This window comes from Nocardia sp. NPDC046473 (assembly GCF_040645995.1).
In the GTDB taxonomy this organism is placed as follows: domain Bacteria; phylum Actinomycetota; class Actinomycetes; order Mycobacteriales; family Mycobacteriaceae; genus Nocardia.
Genome location: NZ_JBEYZJ010000013.1, coordinates 118,693 through 138,599 on the forward strand (window position 1 = coordinate 118,693; position 19,907 = coordinate 138,599).

Here is a 19,907-nt window from a genome sequence, read left to right on the forward strand (position 1 = left end):
TACAGCGTCTAGGGCGTCGACGGAGCCGAGCGTCAGCGAGGCGCAGTCGTGAGCCAACAGTCTCGTCTTGCGAATACCTTTGCTGCGGCGCGCGGTGAAGGTCGGGCTGCGCTCATCGGCTACCTGCCCGCAGGCTACCCGGACCTGGCCGGTTCCATCGAGGTCGTCCGCGCGATGGTCGAATCCGGTTGCGACATCATCGAAGTCGGCGTCGCCTACTCCGATCCGGTGATGGACGGCCCGACCATCCAGGCCGCCGCCGATCAGGCGTTGCGCGGCGGCGTGCGGGTGCGCGACGTGTTCTCCGTCGTCGAGGCGATCACCTCGGCGGGCGGCCAGGCCGTGGTGATGAGCTACTGGAACCCGGTGCTGGCGTACGGCGTCGACCGTTTCGCGCGCGATCTGGCCGGTGCCGGTGGCGCGGGCATCATCACACCGAACCTCATTCCGGAGGAGGCCGACGACTGGTTCGTCGCCTCGTCCACGCACAACCTCGACCGTATCTTCCTGGTCGCACCGTCCTCCACCGAGGAGCGTCTGGTGAAGACCCTGGAGGCGTCGCGCGGCTTCGTGTACGCGGCCTCGACCATGGGCGTCACCGGCGCCCGCGATGTGGTGTCCTCCGCCGCACCCGCATTGTGCGCGCGGATCCGGGCGCATTCCGACATCCCGATCGGTGTCGGTCTCGGCGTTCGTTCGGGTGCGCAGGCGGCCGAAATCGCTTCCTACGCAGACGGAGTCATCGTGGGTTCGGCGCTGGTGAGTGCCGCCGGTGAGAGCATCGACGCGGTCCGCGCGCTGACCGCCGAACTGGCCGAGGGCGTGCGTTCGGCGACCGTCGCCTCGTAGGGCCGCTCGACCGCTCTCCGGGTCTGGGGACGACTGTGGCGGTGCGGTGGTTCCAGTGTCGCTGAGCTTCTCCGCTACGGTGGCCCCGTGACCTTACGAGTCCTGGCGTACATACCCAGCCCCCCGCAGGGCGTGTGGCACATCGGCCCATTCCCGCTGCGGGCCTACGCGCTGTGCATCATCATCGGCATCGTCGTCGCCATCTGGTGGGGCGAACGGCGCTGGCGCGACCGCGGCGGACAACAGGGCGCGATCCTGGACGTCGCGATGTTCGCGGTGCCGTTCGGTCTGGTCGGTGGCCGGCTCTATCACGTCGCCACCGACTGGCAGAAGTACTTCGGCCCCGACGGCGACCCCAAGGCCGCGCTGGAGATCTGGAACGGCGGCCTCGGCATCTGGGGCGCGGTGGCGCTCGGTGGCATCGGCGCCTGGATCGGCTGCCGGGTGTATCGAATCCCGTTGCCCGCGTTGGGTGATGCGATCGCCCCGCCGATCCTGCTGGCCCAGGCCATCGGCCGCCTCGGCAACTACTTCAACCAGGAGCTGTACGGCCGCAAGACCGACCTGCCCTGGGGCCTGGAGATCTACTTCCGCTACAACGACAACCTGAAGCCGGACGCGATGAACGGCGTCTCCAACGGTGTCGTCGACAAGGTCGTGCATCCGACGTTCCTGTACGAGCTGATCTGGAACGTGCTGATCGTGGTGCTGCTCGTGCAGCTGGACAAGCGTTACCAGATCGGGCACGGGCGCCTGTTCGCACTCTATGTCGCGGGCTACAGCTTCGGCCGGTTCTTCGTCGAGCTGATGCGCGACGACGAGGCGACCAAGATCGCGGGCATCCGGATCAACTCGTTCACCTCCGCGGTCGTATTCCTCGCGGCCATCGCCTATTTTGTGTTCGCGACCAAGGGGCGCGAGACCGCCGAGCAGTTGCAACCGGCGACGGAACGCCGCCCGTGGCCGTGGCAGTTCGGCAAGTTGCGCGCTGTGGCCGCCGCGTCCGAGGCGGCGCTGGCCTCGGACAAGGTTGAGCTCGAAAAGGATTCGGCCGCCGATACCGACGGTGCGACGGCTACGGACGAACTCGAGCCAGACGAGTCGACCGAGACGGTCGAGGCAACCGCCGAGAAAACGGCAACCAGCACCGACACCGCCACGGTGAAGACGGTGGCGACGAAAGCCACGGATTCCGACAAGTCCTGAATACGACGGTGCCGCCGCCGATTACGCGGCGGCGCCGTCGTACCGCCCACCGGTTTGCTCCGAATTTCCCCTCGCCGATAACGATGGCGTATCACCTGCGATAACCCGGGGGAGAGCCGAGCATTACGGGGCGACAAATCACACTGGTCCGACCACAATGACTCGTGATCGTCGCGAGCATCTTCCCCGCTCGGCGGATCGATCAATGCCGGGCAGAGGGTGCCCAGCACGAATGAGGAGGACATTGGTGACCGACCCCTACCAGCAGAACAACCCAGGATTCGGCGGACCGCAGTACGGTCCGCCCGGTACGGGGCCGGATCTGAACAAGCCGCAGGACACCTCGGCGCTGCCGCAGTACGACTCGCAGCCCTACGGTCAGCAGCCGCCCGCCGACCCGTACGCCCAGCCGCAGTACGGCCAGCCCAACCCGTACGGCCAGCAGCCTGGCGGCTATCCGCCGGTCGGCGGCTACGGCCCGCAGGGCTACAACCCGAACGATCCGGAAGCGCCGTGGGGCCGTGACCAGTTCGGCGCGCCCTTCTCGGACAAGCAGAAGCTGATCGCGGGCCTGCTGCAGATCTTCCTCGGCGCGTTCGGCGTCGGCCGTTTCTACACCGGCTACACCGGCATCGCCATCGCCCAGATCGCGGTCACCTGGCTGACCTGTGGCATCGGCGGCATCTGGCCGCTGATCGACGGCATCCTGATGCTGGTCGGCAAGGTGCCCGACAGCGACGGGCGCCCGCTGCGCGACTGAGTCACACCGATAGACGACGGGCATCGCCGATCAGGCGGTGCCCGTTCGGCGTTCCAGGACCGGTACGGGCAGGTCAGAGGCCCCGAGAAATAGGGGCACACCCTCGCGACTCGTCCTCGAATTCGGCGAGTGCAACCCTTTCACGCACCATGATCGAGATAGGGTCCTTCGGATAAGTCCCGGCGTAGCATGAGCCGGATTTGCGTGTTGTGCGTGGGATGTCCGCGTACCGAAGAGAGGGAACCCGTGCGTCGCAAGCTGTTCGCCGCCGCCATGCTCGCCATCGTCGCCGCCACCGGGCTCACCGCCTGCGGTAGCAGCAGCGATCCGAACGTGTTGAAGGTCGGCACCGAAGGCACCTACTCCCCGTTCAGCTTCCAGGGCGCCGACGGCAAGATCACCGGCTACGACGTCGAGGTGATCCAGGCGATCGGCGACAAGCTCGGCAAGAAGGTCGAATTCGTGCAGACCCCGTGGGACGCCATCTTCGCCGGGCTCGAGTCCAAGCGCTTCGACCTGGTCGCCAACCAGGTGACCATCAATGACGAGCGCAAGGGCAAGTACGCGCTGTCCGCCCCGTACACCACCTCCGACGGCGTGATCGTCACCCGCGCCGACAACAACGCCATCACCACCCTGGCCGACCTGAAGGGCAAGACCTGCGCCCAGTCCGCCACCAGCAACTGGGGCAAGGTCGCCACCAACGCGGGTGCGAAGGTCGAGGCGGTGGAAGGCTTTGTGCAGGCCATCCAGCTGCTGAAGAACGGCCGCGTCGACGCCACCGTCAACGACACCCTCGCCGTCGCCGAGTACACCAAGAAGACCGGCGACACCGGCGTGAAGGTCTCCGGCAAGACCGGCGAGACCAGCCAGCAGGCCTTCGCCGCGCGCAAGGACGACGCGCTGATCAAGGACGTGGACAAGGCGCTCACCGAACTGCGCGCCGACGGCACGCTGGCCAAGATCTCGGACAAATACTTCGGCACCGACGTCAGCAAGTAGCCGACGCTCTCCATGGACCCCGCTACCAGGGAACTGATCTGGCACAACCTGTGGCCGATGCTGCAGGCCACCCTCAAAATGACCATCCCGCTCACCGCGGTCAGCTTCATCATCGGCCTGGCGATCGCGTTGTTCGTCGCGCTGGCCAGGATGTCACCGGTGTGGCCGCTGTCGGCGGCCGCCCGGTTCTATATCTCGATCATCCGCGGTACGCCGCTGCTGGTGCAGCTGTTCATCGTGTTCTACGCGCTGCCGCAATTCGGGTTGGTGATCGATCCGTTCCCGGCGGCGGTGATCGCGTTCAGCCTCAATGTCGGTGGCTATGCCGCGGAGATCGTGCGCGCGTCCATTCTCAGCGTTGCGAAGGGGCAGTGGGAGGCCTCGCAGGCGTTGGGGCTGACGTATCCGCAGATGATGCGGCTGATCATCCTGCCGCAGGCGTCGCGCATCGCGGTGCCGCCGCTGTCGAACACGTTGATCTCGTTGGTCAAGGACACGTCGCTGGCCTCGACGATCCTGGTGACCGAACTGCTGCGCGTCGCTCAGCTGGCGGCCGCGCCGACCTTCGATTTCTTCGCGCTGTACGGCGTCGCGGCGATCTACTACTGGGTCATCTGCCTGATCCTCGGCTTCGGCCAGACCAGGCTGGAGACGCGGCTCGCGCGGCACGTGGCAACCTGACGCGCCCCTCCTTTTCCCGGCTTGGCGGGCGCACGACCCGGCGTTAGGTTGTCCGGATCGAAAGGGGCTGCGGTGGACGGCTGGTATGTGCTCGAAGCCAGTGCGCCACATCGCTGTCGAATGCCGGTGCAGGACAACGCGCTACCGGCGGCTGTCGCGGCCGGTGAGTCGCTGGCCGCGGACTACTTTCGCGGGTGGTTGAGTTATCGCGCGTTGTACGGTCAGTGGTTCTTCCGGCTCTGGTGGACGGCGCGTCCGCCGGAGAGCTTGTGGGAGGTCGATCGGGTCGCCGCGCGTGGCGAATGCCTGCTCGCGGTGGGACCGCTGGACGAGGTGGTCGTCGAGTTGCGGCATGCCGTCGATGGGCTGCCGCATCGATATCGGATCGCGCGTCGAGTCGCGCCCGACTCGTCGTCGCGCACTGTGCGGTTCGGGCTCGGTCATGCGGTCACGGCCCGCGCCGACGAGGTGTTCGACGTGGACGCGGCCGCCGAGTTGTTCTGTGCCTACTACCGCACCGGGACTGTGCCGAGTGCGGAATATGTACTGCGAGAACTGGATTCGCCCGATGTGCTGACCGATTTCGGCGCGCAGACGCATGTGCTGACCGTCGAGTACGACCAGCTCCGGCCGGTGCTGGCGACGGTCGGTGACGGCGAGTTCGCAAAGGTGTTGCAGGAGTTCGCCGTCGACGCGGGTTTCGCCGTGCTCGTCTTGTCGCCACTGCCGTCGGGGCGGACATGGGCCGAGCTCGAAGGCGACGAGGCCACCGGGACCGAGGAATTCGTGCAGGCCGCCGGTTCGGGCGGACGTTACCTGGTCGAATGGCGAATGCGGGATGGCGACGATTACCGAATGTTCGTCGTCGGTCGTCACGCTAGGTCGGCGGTGGAAAGTCTGAAGGAGTCGATGCGGCGGCTCGGTGAGATGGGGGAGGAGATCCGGACGCTGCGGGTCTCGATGGACCGGACGTTGGACTCGATCAACGTCTCGGCGGTCGAGTTGGCGAGTGTCGCGGACTTCCCGGAGATCAAGTCCGCCGAGATCGTTTACTCGGATCCAACGGTCGCACGCGGGTACTCGGAGCCCACGATTGCGCCTCGCCCGATGACTGCGGCGGCCGAGATCAGGTACTCGGAGCAGGAGCCCTCGACCGCGCCTGTCCCGGCGACCGAGATGGCCGAGTCGAGCTACTCGGAGTCTGCGGTCGCTCCTTTGCCGGTGACCAAGGTGAACGAGATCAGGCATTCGGATCCGACGATCGCATGCGGGCACCTGGAGCCCTCGACCACGCCTCGCCCGATGACTGAGGTGGCCGAGATCAGGCATGCGGAGCCTACGATCGCGCCGCCACCGGTGACCGAGGCGGCCCAGATCGTTTACTCGGATCCGTCGCTGGCACCGCCCGCCGCTAACGACTCGGCGAACAGCGCTGCACGACAGCCCGGTCCGATCGATGAATCGAGCATCGCGCTGCCCGCCCCCGAGGTCGCGGCCGCCCCGCCCCAACCCGACCGCTTACCGACCGACGACATCCCGATCACCTTCGACGGCCACCTCCAACACGTCCACCCGAACGAGGTCTTCACACCCGCCGAAGTCGACCTTCTCCTCGTCCACTACACCCGCACCGGCACCCTCCCCGAACTCGGCTACAGCTACCGCGAAATCACCTTCGATTCGTGACCCAGCAACCCTGCGCCGACACGACCAATTCACTCGATTCGGCCTCGCGAATTTCTACCAGCGAGTAACATTTTCGGGTCATGTTTCAAATACACAGCGTTGGCCTGGGATGTTGCGCCATCCGTAACGCTTGTAGGTTTCACCAAGTCGCGAACGTTTTTTTCACTCAGCTTTCACCTGGGGCACAGGCGGCCCCGGGTACCCGTCGGGACTAGGCTCTACCCGTGATGCGACGGACGAAGATTGTGTGCACGCTCGGCCCGGCTACTGCCTCCGAGGACCGTATCCGCGAACTCGTCGAGAGCGGCATGGACGTGGCTCGACTGAACTTCAGTCACGGCGAACACGCGGATCACGCAGAGAATTACAAGAAGGTACGGGCGGCCTCCGATCACCTCGGCAGAGCGGTCGGCATTCTCGCCGACCTCCAGGGACCGAAGATCAGGCTCGGCCGATTCATCGAGGGCAAGACCGTCTGGGCGACGGGTGAAGAAGTCAGGATCACCGTCGACGACGTCGACGGAACCCACGACCGTGTTTCGACGACATACAAGGAACTCGCGCAGGACGCGAAGGCGGGCGATCGACTGCTCGTCGATGACGGCAAGGTCGGGCTCACCGTTATCCGGGTAGACGGCAACGATGTCGTCTGCCGGGTGACCGAGGGTGGACCGGTTTCCAACAACAAGGGTGTTTCGCTGCCGGGCATGGACGTCTCGGTGCCCGCGCTGTCCGAAAAGGACATCGAGGACCTGGAATTCGCGCTGAAGCTCGGCGTCGACTTCATCGCGCTGTCGTTCGTGCGGTCCCCGGCCGATGTCGAGCTGGTGCACGACATCATGGACCGGGTCGGCCGCCGGGTGCCGGTGATCGCCAAGCTGGAGAAGCCGGAGGCGATCGACAACCTGGAAGCCATCGTGCTCGCGTTCGACGCGGTCATGGTGGCCCGCGGCGACCTCGGCGTCGAGCTGCCGCTGGAGCAGGTGCCGCTCGTGCAGAAGCGGGCCATCCAGATGGCGCGCGAGAACGCCAAGCCGGTGATCGTGGCGACCCAGATGCTGGAGTCGATGATCGAGAACTCGCGCCCCACCAGGGCCGAGGCCTCCGATGTCGCCAACGCGGTGCTCGACGGCGCCGACGCGGTGATGCTCTCCGGCGAGACTTCGGTCGGCGCGTGGCCGATCGAGACGGTGCGCACCATGGCGCGCATCGTGCACGCGGTGGAGACCGAATCCACCAGGGTGCCACCGCTGACCCACGTGCCGCGCACCAAGCGCGGCGTCATCTCCTACGCCGCCCGCGACATCGGCGAGCGGCTCAACGCGAAGGCACTCGTGGCGTTCACCCAGTCCGGTGACACCGTGCGTCGCCTGGCCCGGCTGCACACCCCGCTGCCGCTGCTGGCGTTCACCCCGCTGCCGGAGGTGCGCAGCCAGCTCGCGCTGACCTGGGGCACGGAGACCTTCATCGTGCCGATGGTGGACACCACCGACGCTATGATCCACCAGGTCGATGTAGCACTGCTGTCCATGGAGCGATACCAAAAGGGTGACCTCGTGGTAATCGTTGCCGGCTCCCCGCCGGGTACGGTCGGTTCCACCAACCTGATCCACGTGCATCGCATCGGTGAGGAGGATCATTAATAGTGAATAGCTCCCTTGGCGGGTCGGTCGTCGATTCATCGGCGGCCGGGAAGTCTGATCTGGACGTTTTACTCGGTCTGCTCGATCTGGAGCAGATGGACGAGGATGTGTTCGTCGGTCAGCATCCGGAGAAGGTGTGGAGCCGCACATTCGGCGGCCAGCTCGTCGCGCAGGCGATCATCGCGGCGGGCCGCACGGTCGGTGACCGTCCGGTGCACGCGATCAACGCGCATTTCGTGCGCGGCGGCGACACGAAGAAGCCGATCGAGTACCGGGTCGACCGGCATCGCGACGGCCGAGCGTTCGCCAACCGCACCGTCACCGCCCTCCAGGACGATCAAGAGCTGTTCGTGATGCTCGCGGCGTTCCAGGACTGGAACAAGGGGCTCGAGCACGGGCACCCGCTGCCCGACGTGCCCGACCCGGACACGCTGCCGCGCATCGAGGAGAGCTTCGTCGGCTTGGAAGACAAGCTGGAGATGTTCATCAAGGCGCCGCACCCGATCGACATGCGCTACACCAACGACCCGGCCTGGATCATGAAGGCGACAGGGGAGCGGCTCAACCACAATCGGGTGTGGATGCGCACGGACGGGCGGCTGCCCGACGATCCGCTGCTGCACGTCGCGACGCTGGGTTATTCGTCCGACACGACGGTGCTGGATTCGATCATCACCACGCACGGGCTGTCCTGGGGACTCGACCGGATCGTGGCGGCGACGGTGAACCATTCGATCTGGTTCCACCGGCCGTTCCGGTTCGACGAGTGGGCGCTCTACGCCACCGAATCCCCGGTGGCGTCGGGTTCGCGTGGCCTGGCCACCGGTCGTTTCTTCTCCCGCGAGGGTGAGCTGCTGGCTACCACCGTGCAGGAGGGGCTGATCCGGCACTTCCCGGCGCGGGGCAAGTCGCCCGCGCGAGAGGTCTAGTTATCCGCTGAACTTCGCCGCATCCGCTTCCCGATCCACTGGGAAGCCGGTGCGGCGCAGTCGTTTCCGGGGTCAGATCCGTTCGCGCTCGACGTCGAGGTCCACGTCGGCGCGCTGCCTGGCGCGGATCGAGAACGGAATGTTCTGGCCCGGCTCGGTGCTCGCGGCGCCGTAGATCCCATGCAGCAGTTGCTGTTCCAGTCCGGCCGTATCGGCATCGGTGAGTTCGGCGGGCGCACCGACCAGGCTCAGCGCGATTTCATAGGTGCCGCGCTCGCCCGGCTCGTCGCCCGGATGCTCCATCCGCCATTGGGTTTCGAGCGTCACGTGGTTCGGCTCGTCGGTGTCCACCGGCAGCGTGAAGCGCCAGGCGAACACCTCGCGGTCCTGTAGATAATCGTCCACAACCTCGCGTACGGTCTCGACGACTCGTTCGAGGGTTTCCGGTGTCACATACACATGGAGCGAAACATCCGAAATGCGTTTCGGCATGTCTATTCCTGTCGTGTGTCGAACCAGCAACGGTGGAAGTTGGTGTCCGCGGGAGTGTAATACGTCCTGCCGGGAAATGGACATAGCAGCTCTGCATTGCTGTGTCGGGAGAGTGGTATTCGGTGAGTCGGAAGACTACCTGATGCGGTGCGCCGCGAGGAAAGAAGCCAGCGGCGGTGCCGCCTCGCCCGGCTCGATAACGAGGCCGGGGCGCTCGTCCGCGACGGGCCTGGTCTGCTCGTGCGGGGCCAGCGCGAGCAGCAGCGGCACCAACGCCTCGGCGATCCGGTCGCCCACCTCGCAATACGCCTGCTCGGACAGCCCGATCGGGTCGGTGATGTTCTCCCGGCCGACGATCGACAGATCGTTGCGGGCCCGGTGCAGTTCGGCGATCGAGCGGGCACCGGTCACGTGCGCGATCCGGTGCGCCTCCAGCAGCGTGAAGGTGCGGGCCGCGACGCCGAAGCCCATCTCGCTCACCGTGTCGCGGAGCTGCTGGGTCATGGTCAGCACCAGATCGGCGTTGTCGACCATCTCGTCCTTGAGTCGCCGCGCCTTGAAACCGCCGGCGTCCGCCCCCAGGCCCTCGATGGCTTGCGCGGCCAGCGGTTCGACCGGAAAGCCGACCAGGGCACGGGTTCCGGCGCTCTCCGCAGTGAGGTTCGGCAGGCCGTGTTCGACCGCGAGCGCGCGGGTGAGGCGCTCGGCGATCACCGAACGGCAAACATTGCCGTTGCAGACGAACAGGACGTGCATAGGAATACGGTAAACGTTGGATAACGCTGCCGATGTCCGAAAACCTCCGAAACTCACGGTCTAGACCAATATTTCATCTACAGGTCAGATGCCGTACACGAATAGCGGCGCACATGAGGCGTGCGTCGCATTGGTGATTGATCATGTTCGAGTGTGTCCCTGTGCACTTACCCTGCATCGGGATCATCGAAACGCAATGTTGTGATTGCGTTGTGATTTGACCGTACAGGAGATCATGGGACGACTGGGGAGCTAGTCGAGTTCACCACTGTAGTAAGTCTTTTCGTCCACCACCGGCGCAACCTTCGACTGCTTGTTCTCCACGCGGCCCCTGGTGGAGAACATCCGCCCGCGCGAGGCGATCACCGGCGCGAACCGCGCCATCCCCGTCGAGGCGTCCATGTCGTCGTACATCGCGTCGATGCCACCCCGCAGGAAGTACGCCTCGTGCCAGAACCCCGTCCCGCCCGAGTCCTGCAGGAACTTCTGCCACCAATCCCGATGCGGCGCCGACCGAGTCCACGCCTCCAGGCTGTCCAAGTCTCGCCAGTACTGCCGAGCTCCCCAGTGCGGCGGAAACAGCGACCAGATCACATCCTCGTGCGACAGCAGCCCATCCGGCCGATCCTGATGCGAGCTATACAGTTTCGGCCCCAGCCCGAGCAGCCGCAGCATGCCGCGGGGCTTGCGCACCCGCATCCCCAGATAGATGACGACAAGATCCGGATACCCACCCAGATCCACCGTGGTCCTGCTCACCCGCATCGCAACCTCCGCTGATTTGGGCGTCGTAGTTGCCCACCCTACGCGTGAATACGAGCCCGGTGGTCGATCGGTTCGATGTCTGTGGCGTCATGCGCTGACCGCCGTGGCCTGTCGTTCGCCGAGCGGAGCCATCTTGGTCGATAGCGTCAACGTGGGGTCGACCGTCCGGCTTCGGTTCGCTCTGCCTGGAATTTGTCGCTACTGATGAAGGTCATCGAAGCCCCGTTCGCACCTTAGGTGTGCTGACCGGATGGTCGGCCTGGCCGTAGCCGGCCTCATTGCCGCAGGCAGCCTCACCGTAGTTGCTCCCACGGCGCGAGCTGTCGATGTCTGGTTTTACGCCTGCGACACGAAGTCGCTCTCGGGTGGACAAACCGTCGGCGGAGGAGGGAATTGCGAGGCGTCAGGCAGGCACACAAATCCGGCTCGTTCAAGCAACGTTTCACCGTCAGCTTCCGCGACCGGCCCGGTGTCGACGTGACCTGCACAGACGGCGGTACCGCAACTTTGCCGCCGAAAGTTGTTGGCAAGGGCTGCATCACCGACTCCGGAATGGTCGGCTAGTCGCCGCGCTCGAACTATCGAATTCCTCGCACACCCCGCTCGGTTCTTCGCCCGATACAAAGGGTGTGCACACCCTCTGTATCACCTGTACACCCGCTATACCGGGTGTTCGGCTTACAACCGGGGTGTGCACTCAGTGCCCGGTGGCGCGGGATGGAACCTGTTTGGAACGTTCCAATCGAGTATGGCCGTTTTTCTGTAATCGACTGTGTTCCAACAGTTCTCGTCGGTGCTTCGACGTAAGGTATTGGCACCTCCAACCGAGGGGCGGTGGACATTGTCCAGACACCGCGCCCAGGAGGGAGGTGGTGGGGAATGGCGAAACATCGCCGAGCAAAGAGCAAAGCCCCGGTCGACTACGGCATCCTGCTGACAACAGCTGCCGTGGTCGCCGGGGCGCTCGTGCTAGTCCGCTGGTTGAGGGGCTAGGAGACCCACCAGGTGGGGCGTCGGTCACAACGGCGTCCCACCGCCCAGCATCACTTGCGTGACATCTCGATAATACTCGACTTCGAGCGAACCGTCTGGATTCGAACCAAATCGAACGTCGTTACGGGATCGAGGACGCGATCTGCGGCGACGAGATGCTCACCGACGCAACCGTGTCGGCCACTCCGTCTGGATGCGCAAAGCCCACAACCGCACGCTTTCTGATTCCCGCACCTGAATTCGCATGCGATTACCGGTGCGGTAAATCAAGAATGGTGCCGCCGTTGTGCCAGCGCTTCGCGTCGACCAGATCCGGTGTGGTAGGCCAATTTTGGAACGTGCGGTAGATCGTTCTGCCCTGTGCGACAGAGCCAATTTGGAACGTTCCATTGAGCAATGGTCGTTTTTCCGAAATCGACTGTGTTCCAACAATTTCGGTCGGTGGCTTGACGTAAGGTATTGGCACCTCCTTCCGAGGGGCGATGGACATGGTCCAAACATCGCGCCCAGGAGGGAGGTGGTGGGGAATGGCGAAACATCGCCGGGTAAAGAGCAAGGCCCCGGTCGACTACGGCATCATCTTGGCAACTGCTGCCGTAGTCGCCGGGGCGCTCATGCTGGTCCGCTGGTTGCGGGCTAGCTAAACCCACCAGGTGGGGCGTCGGTACGAACGGCGTCCCACCGCCCAGCATCACTTGCGTGACATCTCGATAATACTCGACGCCGAACGAGAAGGCTCGATTCGAAGAAAAAGAGTCGCCACGGAATCAAACGACGATCCACAACTACGAGATGCCAAGCGGCGCAAGTCGTGAGCTGCTGCGGACTGGTTGTGGAGTGCTGTCACTGGTTCGCTCCGGCTGAGTCTGTACGTGACCTCCACACCGCCCTTGATGGCCTGCCCCTGGACGGGCCTGCACGCTATATATCCGGTGTGTCCCATCCAAGATGTCCACAGGACCGAATACGTTCGAAACCTACGGTCAAATCGGCCGAATGGGTCCAACTCTAGGGATGGGAAGCACTGATGCGTATTGACCGCACACGAATCACCGCCCTCACCGCCGCTTGTGCCTTGACTGCCGCAGGTTGGGTTGCCGCCGCACCCGCGGCCTACGCCGCGGGCCCGACGATCACTCTGGACAAGGAGCTCAAGATCCTCAACGCAGGAGATGAGGTCGGCGCGACCGGGACCGCTTCCTGCTCTGGCGACAAACCTCAATACGTGGAGGTCCAAGTGACGCAAAACGACGGCGATAAGATCAGTGAGGGTATTGCCGAGATTGCGTGTGACGGGACCGTCCATAAATGGACTGCCTACGTAAGAGTCGCTCCCGCCGATTTCCGCCGTGGCGTCAAGTTCAAGCCGGGCGACACCACCGGCGTCGCAACCATCACTGGCGATGACGACAAGCCGGTCACGACTGGCAAAGTGCCTGTCGTGCTCATGTCGTAGTCTTTGCTGATTCCCTCGCGGAGAACTTCAGCGCGTCGCCGAGTCCGGTGCACATACCCGTCGCTACCGCTGATCGGGTGGTCTGTCGATCCCGGGTGTGTAACCCGGTGATGAGGATCCATTTCTCTGTGTGCTGCAACATGATTCGCCCTTCCACGGATAGCTCGCCTATCCGGCGACTTTCCATGCTGATCCGGCGATGAGAGCGGGCTCGGCCATGACGAGGATGATCGCGACGGATGGCCGAGCCCGACACGAAGAACCACCCGACTCCTACGGTCCCGGTGCCTAGAATCCTGGTGAAGGAGCTCGCGAAGCTGCTGGAGGGCCGTGTGTTGGATGAGCTGGTGTTCCCGAGCCATAAGGGCGGCTACCTGACCTCGACGGAATTTCGGTGGGTGTTTGACCAGGCGGCGGCCACGGTCGGATTGAAGGGTGTTGTGCCGCATGCTCTTCGCTATACGGCAGCGTCCCTGGCGATCAGTGCAGGGGCGAATATCAAGGTCGTCCAGCGGATGCTCGGCCACAAAACCGCGACGCTGACTCTGGACCTCTACGGCAACCCGCCCACGCACGCAACCACAACAAGGGGGTTCGGGGGGCGAAGCCCCGCCGAGCGGGGTCTGGGGGTCGCACCCCCAGTGTGATGACGAGACGACCCCCGTTCGCGCCTTCCGCGAACAGGGGTCGCCTGTCGTCGAGTGCCGAGTGTGGGACTCGAACCCACACGTCCTTCCGGACAACGGTTTTTGAGACCGTCGCGTCTGCCAGTTCCGCCAACCCGGCGCACCGGGAGGAAATGATAGCGGGTGGGTGGGGCTGGTACCTAACCGGTTGCTCGCCGACTCGCGCGCGGTGGGTTTGCCCTGGGTATATGCGTTCTATGCCGAAGTGAAAGGTACTCTTTACATCACTCGATAGCGCGGTGGTGAGGTCGATGGTCGGCTTGTTGGACCAACGTCCACACTGCCGCGTGTCGGGACAGGCATCTGAACCAGAGGGGTCTACCTATGAGCACAGCAGCAGGGGGCGCAAGCACTAAGCGCGACGCGGGGGCGAAGCGGGTTGTCGTCGCTGAGGATGAGGCGCTCATCCGCATGGACCTGGTCGAGATGCTGACCGAAGAGGGCTATCTGGTGGTCGGTGAGGCCGGCGACGGCCAGCAGGCGGTGGATCTGGCGGTGGAGCATCGCCCGGATCTGGTCATCATGGATGTGAAGATGCCGCGCCGGGACGGTATTGATGCGGCGGCCGAGATCGCGTCGAAACGTGTTGCGCCGGTGGTGATTCTGACCGCGTTCAGCCAGCGTGACTTGGTTGAGCGGGCGCGCGATGCCGGCGCGATGGCGTATCTGGTGAAGCCGTTCACCAAGTCGGATCTGGTGCCCGCGATCGAGCTGGCGGCCAGCCGCTTCCATGAGATCACCGCGCTGGAGGGCGAGGTCGCGAACCTGTCCGACCGGCTGGAGACGCGCAAGCTGGTGGAACGGGCCAAGGGCGTGCTGATGCAGACGCAGGGCCTTTCCGAGCCGCAGGCTTTCAAGTGGATTCAGCGGACCGCGATGGACCGCCGGACTACGATGAAGGCGGTCGCCGAGGTCGTGTTGGAGAACTTGGCTCCCAAGTGAGCGGTCGGGTCCGCTGAACGGACCGCAACCTCGGGGCACGGCGCGATGAAGGTCTGCGTCCGTCTGGGCTCATTAGGCGTCGATTTTACGTACGCGAAACGCAATCGTGAACAAAAATTCGACACGATGTCGCGTTCATGATCCGAATGTGATGCGGAACTAACGTATGAACGCTAAGTTCTGACCGGGCTGACGTGGTCGGCCTCCTCGGTGATCCCGGGGGAGCATGAGGACTTAGAGGTGAAACGTGCTTAGTTCGACATGGCACAGTCGTACGACGCGAGGTGTTTTGGCTATCGGCGCTGCCGCCGCGCTGGTGCTGACCGGATGTAGCGACAAATCGACCAGCACTGGTACGGACTCGTCCGGCACCAGCGGCGCGGCCGGGCTGGCCATCGTCCCGGTGGCGCAGGTAGACATCAACGGCAAAGAGGTCGCGAAGACCGACCCGGCCAAGGCCGCCGATCCCGCCGGTGACGGCAAGGGGACTTGCCCGGCCGGTACCGCGATCGCCTTTGCCGGCGCGTTGACGGGCCCGAACGCCGCGCTCGGGATCAACATCCAGATGGGTGTCAAGCTCGCGCTCGACCAGCACAACAAGGCCAACGCGGGCTGCAAGATCGAACTGAAGTCGTTCGACACCGAGGGCGACCCGCAGAAGGCCACTCAGGTCATCCCGCAGGTCGTCAACGACAAGTCGATCATCGGCCTGGTCGGCCCGGCGTTCTCCGGTGAGACCAAGGCGACCGGCAAGATCCTCAGCGACGCCGGCCTGGTTTCGGTGACCTCCTCGGCCACCAACGCCACGCTCACCCAGAACGGCTGGACCACCTTCTTCCGCGGCCTGGCCAACGATGACGTGCAGGGTCCGTCCGTCGCGAAGTACCTGACCGGCACCTCGGGCTACAAGAAGGTCTGCGTTGTCCAGGACAACAGCGACTACGGCACCGGCTTGGCCAAGAGCATCACCGAGGGTCTGGGCGCCGCGGCCGACGCTGCCTGCTCGTCCAGCATCAAGACCGGTGACAAGGACTTCTCCGCGACGGTCACCAAGATCGCCTCGGCCAACGCCGACGCTGTCTTCTACGCCGGCTACTACGCCGAGGGCGCGCCGCTGGCCCAGCAGCTGAAGTCCGGTGGCTTCAAGGGTGTCTTCATCGGCCCCGACGGCGTCAACGATCCGCAGTTCCTGTCCCAGGCGGGCAGCGCGGCCAAGGGCGCGATGCTGACCTGCCCCTGTGGTCCCGCCCCGGAGAAGTTCGCCAAGGACTACCAGGCCTTCAACGGTCAGGCGTCCGGCGTGTACTCGGTGGAGGCCTACGATCTGGCCACGATCCTGTCCAAGGGCATCGACGGTGGCAAGGTCACCCGTCCCGACCTGCTCGAGTACGTGAAGTCCTATGACGGTGCCGGCCTGGCGCGTCAGTACAAGTGGAACCCGAACGGCGAGCTGAGCAACGCGTTGATCTGGATCTACACGGTCAAGTAACCCACACGACGAGATCGCGCAGCACGTACCGGGGTTCGCGCGAATCCCAGTACGTGCTGCTGTGTCGTTCGGGCGAATCTATGAGGGCGAATCGATGAGGGCGAATTAGCGAAATGACTTCAACGGCATTAACCGGCGCTGTACAACTCGCCGGCGGATCAATCGACTTCAACTATGAAGGAGTGATCCACGATTTCTGGCGACTGACCGTCGACGGATTGTCCTACGGTGCGATCTACGCGCTGGTTGCTGTGGGCTACACCCTGGTCTACGGCGTTTTGCGGCTGATCAATTTTGCCCATTCGGAAATTTTCATGCTCGGCTTGTTCGGCCAGTATGTCGGGCTGATGTTGCTCGGGTTCTCGCCCAGCGGTGATGTCTACTCCCAGGGCATCGTGCTCACCATTACCTATCTGGCGTTGGCGATGATCTTCGGCATGGCGGTGTCCGGCGCCGCCGCGGTCGGATTGGAGCGCGTGGCCTATCGGCCGCTGCGCAGACGCGGCGCCAAACCACTGATCTTTCTCATCACCGCGATCGGCGCCTCGTTCGTGATCCAGGAGGTGGTGCACTTCGTGCTGCCGAAGATCTGGCCGAGCCTGGGCGGCACCAACGCGCAGAAGCCGATCATGCTGGTGGAACCGACCAAGCAGTTCAGCTTCGGCGGCGCGGACATCACCAACGTGACGCTCGTGATCATCGGCGCCGCAGTCATTCTCGCGATCGCCACCGAACTGCTGATCAACCAGACCAAGTTCGGCCGCGGCATCCGGGCCGTCGCGCAGGATCCCGATACCGCGACGCTGATGGGCGTTTCGCGGGAGCGGATCATCATGCTCACCTTCCTCATCGGCGGCGTGCTCGCCGGTGCGGCGGCGCTGCTGTACGCGCTCAAGATCCCGAACGGGATCATCTACTCGGGCGGGTTCATCCTCGGCATCAAGGCGTTCAGCGCCGCGGTGCTCGGCGGCATCGGCAACCTGCGTGGCGCGTTGCTCGGCGGCCTGCTGCTCGGGTTGGCGGAGAATTACGGTCAGATCCTGTTCGGCACCGAATGGCGTGACGTGGTCGCGTTCGTGGTGCTCGTGCTGGTTCTGATGATCCGCCCGACCGGCATTCTCGGTGAGAGCCTCGGGAAGGCACGAGCATGAGTGACACGAAAACCGTTACCCCGCCGACCAAACCGGAACGGCCGATGCACGGCGTCGGTGACAGCCTGCGTTCCTGGTGGGGCGGGCTGTCCCGCCCGGCCCAGTGGGCCGTCGGCGTGCCCGCGATCATCGTGCTGGCGTTGCTTCCGTTGTTCCCGCCGCCGTTCCTCGACACTCCGGGCACCAGCTTCGGCGGCGTGATGGCGCAGTTCGCCATGTACGCGCTGCTCGCGGTCGGCCTGAATGTCGTTGTCGGACAGGCGGGTCTGCTCGACCTCGGCTATGTCGGCTTCTATGCCGTCGGTGCGTACACCGTCGGCTTGCTCACCAGTCCGAACAGTCCGTGGAATCAGACGGACGGCGGCTGGCTGAGCGAGGACTGGGCCTGGCTGGCCTGCCTGCCGTTGGCGGCGGCGGTCACCGCGGTGTCCGGTCTGATCCTCGGCACCCCGACGCTGCGGTTGCGCGGCGACTACCTGGCCATCGTGACGCTCGGCTTCGGTGAGATCGTCCGGCTGCTCGCCGACAACCTCGGCGACGTGACCAACGGCAGCCTCGGCCTGTCCGGCATCGCCTACCCGCACATCGGCGAGTCCGAACACAAGCAGAACGGCGTGTTCTCCTCCGGCAACGTCGGAAACTCGGAGACCTCCAACATCTTCGACAAGGCCAACGCGGGCACCTGGTGGTTCTGGGTCGGCATGATCCTGGTGATCATCGTCCTGCTGATCGTCGGCAACCTGGAGCGCAGCCGGGTCGGCCGGGCCTGGGTCGCCATCCGCGAGGACGAGGACGCGGCCGAGATCATGGGCGTGCCGACGTTCAAGTTCAAGCTGTGGGCGTTCATGATCGGCGCCGCGGTCGGCGGGCTCTCCGGCGCGCTGTATGCGGGGCAGGTGCAGTTCATCAACCCGACCGGGTTCAACATCATCAACTCGATGCTGTTCCTGTGTGCGGTGGTCATCGGTGGGCAGGGCAACAAGCTCGGCGTGATCGTCGGCGCGTTCATCATCGTGTACCTGCCGAACCGGCTGCTCTCGGTGCAGGCCGTCGGGCAGACCGCGGTCGGCTGGGTGTTGATCGTGTTCTCGGTGGCCGTGCTGATCGCGTTGATCGTGGTGTGGCGCAGGTGGGCTCGCGATCAGGAACGGCCGATCAGGCTCGGTTATCTGGCCGGGTCGATCGTGGCGATCGTGGTGCTGTTCGTCTTGCTCGGCAATGTGCTGAAGTTCCACGAACCCGGCGCGCAATCGCTCGGCGACTACAAGTATCTGTTCTTCGGTATCACGCTGATGGTGGTCATGATCTTCAAACCGCAGGGCCTGTTCCCGGTCCGGCAGAAGCTGCTCGCCTACGGGCGTCAGGTGTACCAAGCTGTGCGCAAACCGTTCGGCGACGAGGCTATGGGAGCGACCCGATGACCGGGCCGGGCGCCGGTGGCGCACTGTTCGACAACGAGGACATGGCCGCGGGTTACGTGGCCGAACCGGAGGCGGCGCCCAGTGCCGGTGTGGTCGATCTGACCGCGGTGATTCCGGACCTGGCCAACGCGGAGACGGTCGCCGAGGTCGTCGCCTCCAGCCGGGAGATCGAAACGGCCGTCGGTGCGCCCCTTTTGCGCACCGAGGACCTGACCGTGAAATTCGGCGGTCTGACCGCGTTGGACGCGGTGAGTTTCGAGATCCGCCGCGGCGAGATCCTCGGTCTCATCGGACCCAACGGCGCCGGCAAGACCACCTGCTTCAACGCCATCACCGGCGTCTATCGGCCCTCGTCCGGCACGGTGTTCTTCGACGGCGCCCCGCTGACCAAGACCAAGCGCAACGCCATCACTCGGCTCGGCATCGCGCGCACCTTCCAGAACATCCGGCTCTTCGGCGAGATGACGGCGCTGGAGAACGTGGTGGTCGGCACCGACGCCAGGCACAAGACCTCGGTGCCCGGCGCCATCTTCCGCACCAACCGGCACCGGCGCGAGGAACACGACGCGATCGAGCGGGGCATGGCGCTGCTCGAATTCGTCGGTATCGCACCGAAAGCGGTGGAGAAGGCGCGCAACCTGTCCTACGGCGATCAGCGCCGACTGGAGATCGCCAGGGCGCTGGCCACCGAGCCGAAGCTGCTCTGCCTGGACGAGCCCGCCGCCGGGTTCAATCCGAGCGAGAAGTCGGCGCTGATGGATCTGATCCGCAAGATCCGCGACGACGGTTTCACCGTGCTGCTGATCGAGCACGACATGCGCCTGGTGATGGGCGTGACCGACCGGATCGTGGTGCTGGAGTTCGGCCGCAAGATCGCGGACGGGTTGCCCGCCGACATCCGGGAGGACCCCGCGGTGATCGCCGCCTATCTCGGTGTGCCCGATGACGGCACCGAGGCTGAGACGGCAAGCGCGCACGGGACGGACGGGTAGGAGCAGCG

General features: G+C 64.8%; 18 protein-coding genes, 1 tRNA gene and 1 pseudogene. 16 read left to right on the top strand and 4 right to left on the bottom strand.

Going from position 1 to position 19,907, the window contains the following annotated elements; all coding sequences use genetic code 11:
* Positions 1-48 precede the first annotated feature (48 nt).
* From trpA to ABZ942_RS39350, 8 genes and pseudogenes are all read left to right on the top strand, one after another.
* Positions 49-849, top strand: coding sequence for a tryptophan synthase subunit alpha (gene trpA, locus ABZ942_RS39315; protein ID WP_357391337.1), 801 nt, complete (start codon positions 49-51; stop codon positions 847-849).
* 87 nt (positions 850-936) lie between these two features.
* The gene (gene lgt, locus ABZ942_RS39320) at positions 937-2,055 is read left to right on the top strand and encodes a prolipoprotein diacylglyceryl transferase (protein ID WP_357391338.1); all 1,119 of its coding nucleotides are present in this window, start codon (positions 937-939) and stop codon (positions 2,053-2,055) included.
* 400 nt (positions 2,056-2,455) lie between these two features.
* A pseudogene (locus ABZ942_RS39325) lies at positions 2,456-2,815 on the top strand (TM2 domain-containing protein); the annotation flags it as partial.
* Between the two features lie 273 nt (positions 2,816-3,088).
* On the top strand, positions 3,089-3,817 hold the full coding sequence (locus tag ABZ942_RS39330) for an amino acid ABC transporter substrate-binding protein (protein ID WP_357391513.1): 729 nt from the start codon (positions 3,089-3,091) through the stop codon (positions 3,815-3,817).
* A gap of 12 nt (positions 3,818-3,829) precedes the next feature.
* A complete protein-coding gene (locus tag ABZ942_RS39335; protein WP_357391339.1) occupies positions 3,830-4,498 on the top strand; it encodes an amino acid ABC transporter permease in 669 nt (222 codons plus the stop codon).
* Between the two features lie 72 nt (positions 4,499-4,570).
* Positions 4,571-6,184, top strand: a complete 1,614-nt coding sequence (locus ABZ942_RS39340) for a hypothetical protein (RefSeq protein ID WP_357391340.1) — start codon at positions 4,571-4,573, stop codon at positions 6,182-6,184.
* 224 nt (positions 6,185-6,408) lie between these two features.
* Positions 6,409-7,827: a pyruvate kinase gene (gene pyk / locus ABZ942_RS39345; RefSeq protein ID WP_357391341.1), complete on the top strand. Its 1,419-nt coding sequence runs from the start codon at positions 6,409-6,411 to the stop codon at positions 7,825-7,827.
* Between the two features lie 95 nt (positions 7,828-7,922).
* Positions 7,923-8,756 carry an acyl-CoA thioesterase II gene (locus ABZ942_RS39350; protein WP_357391514.1) on the top strand — a complete coding sequence of 278 codons (834 nt, stop codon included), beginning with the start codon at positions 7,923-7,925 and terminating at the stop codon, positions 8,754-8,756.
* A gap of 72 nt (positions 8,757-8,828) precedes the next feature.
* Here the strand turns inward: ABZ942_RS39350 and ABZ942_RS39355 are convergent, their stop codons facing one another.
* The 3 genes from ABZ942_RS39355 to ABZ942_RS39365 all read right to left on the bottom strand — a co-directional run bounded on the left by ABZ942_RS39355 (position 8,829) and on the right by ABZ942_RS39365 (position 10,769).
* Positions 8,829-9,248 (bottom strand): hypothetical protein, encoded by a 420-nt coding sequence (locus tag ABZ942_RS39355; RefSeq protein ID WP_357391342.1) that lies wholly within the window; start codon positions 9,246-9,248, stop codon positions 8,829-8,831.
* A gap of 135 nt (positions 9,249-9,383) precedes the next feature.
* Entirely contained in the window at positions 9,384-10,004 is a 621-nt protein-coding gene (locus tag ABZ942_RS39360; protein WP_357391343.1) for a low molecular weight phosphatase family protein, read from the bottom strand.
* 252 nt (positions 10,005-10,256) lie between these two features.
* Positions 10,257-10,769, bottom strand: a complete 513-nt coding sequence (locus ABZ942_RS39365; protein WP_357391344.1) for a DUF4188 domain-containing protein — start codon at positions 10,767-10,769, stop codon at positions 10,257-10,259.
* A gap of 393 nt (positions 10,770-11,162) precedes the next feature.
* On the opposite strand from ABZ942_RS39365, the gene ABZ942_RS39370 reads away from it, so the two are divergent.
* The 3 genes from ABZ942_RS39370 (at position 11,163) to ABZ942_RS39380 (ending at position 13,865) form a co-directional block, all read left to right on the top strand.
* Positions 11,163-11,333, top strand: coding sequence for a hypothetical protein (locus ABZ942_RS39370; protein ID WP_357391345.1), 171 nt, complete (start codon positions 11,163-11,165; stop codon positions 11,331-11,333).
* A gap of 1,456 nt (positions 11,334-12,789) precedes the next feature.
* A complete protein-coding gene (locus ABZ942_RS39375) occupies positions 12,790-13,218 on the top strand; it encodes a hypothetical protein (protein ID WP_357391346.1) in 429 nt (142 codons plus the stop codon).
* A gap of 239 nt (positions 13,219-13,457) precedes the next feature.
* Complete coding sequence (locus ABZ942_RS39380) at positions 13,458-13,865, top strand: tyrosine-type recombinase/integrase (RefSeq protein ID WP_357391347.1); 408 nt, start codon at positions 13,458-13,460, stop codon at positions 13,863-13,865.
* A gap of 55 nt (positions 13,866-13,920) precedes the next feature.
* Here ABZ942_RS39380 and ABZ942_RS39385 read toward each other — a convergent pair.
* Positions 13,921-14,004, bottom strand: a tRNA-Leu gene (locus tag ABZ942_RS39385).
* 224 nt (positions 14,005-14,228) lie between these two features.
* On the opposite strand from ABZ942_RS39385, the gene ABZ942_RS39390 reads away from it, so the two are divergent.
* The 5 genes from ABZ942_RS39390 (at position 14,229) to ABZ942_RS39410 (ending at position 19,899) form a co-directional block, all read left to right on the top strand.
* Positions 14,229-14,846 carry an ANTAR domain-containing response regulator gene (locus tag ABZ942_RS39390; RefSeq protein ID WP_150406672.1) on the top strand — a complete coding sequence of 206 codons (618 nt, stop codon included), beginning with the start codon at positions 14,229-14,231 and terminating at the stop codon, positions 14,844-14,846.
* Between the two features lie 289 nt (positions 14,847-15,135).
* Positions 15,136-16,335, top strand: a complete 1,200-nt coding sequence (locus ABZ942_RS39395; RefSeq protein ID WP_357391348.1) for a branched-chain amino acid ABC transporter substrate-binding protein — start codon at positions 15,136-15,138, stop codon at positions 16,333-16,335.
* Between the two features lie 113 nt (positions 16,336-16,448).
* Positions 16,449-17,486, top strand: a complete 1,038-nt coding sequence (locus ABZ942_RS39400; RefSeq protein ID WP_357391349.1) for a branched-chain amino acid ABC transporter permease — start codon at positions 16,449-16,451, stop codon at positions 17,484-17,486.
* On the top strand, positions 17,483-18,907 hold the full coding sequence (locus tag ABZ942_RS39405; RefSeq protein WP_357391350.1) for a branched-chain amino acid ABC transporter permease: 1,425 nt from the start codon (positions 17,483-17,485) through the stop codon (positions 18,905-18,907). Before ABZ942_RS39400 ends, ABZ942_RS39405 begins: the two co-directional genes overlap by 4 nt.
* Positions 18,904-19,899 (top strand): ABC transporter ATP-binding protein, encoded by a 996-nt coding sequence (locus tag ABZ942_RS39410; RefSeq protein ID WP_357391351.1) that lies wholly within the window; start codon positions 18,904-18,906, stop codon positions 19,897-19,899. The genes ABZ942_RS39405 and ABZ942_RS39410 overlap by 4 nt, the downstream gene beginning before the upstream one ends.
* Positions 19,900-19,907 lie beyond the last annotated feature (8 nt).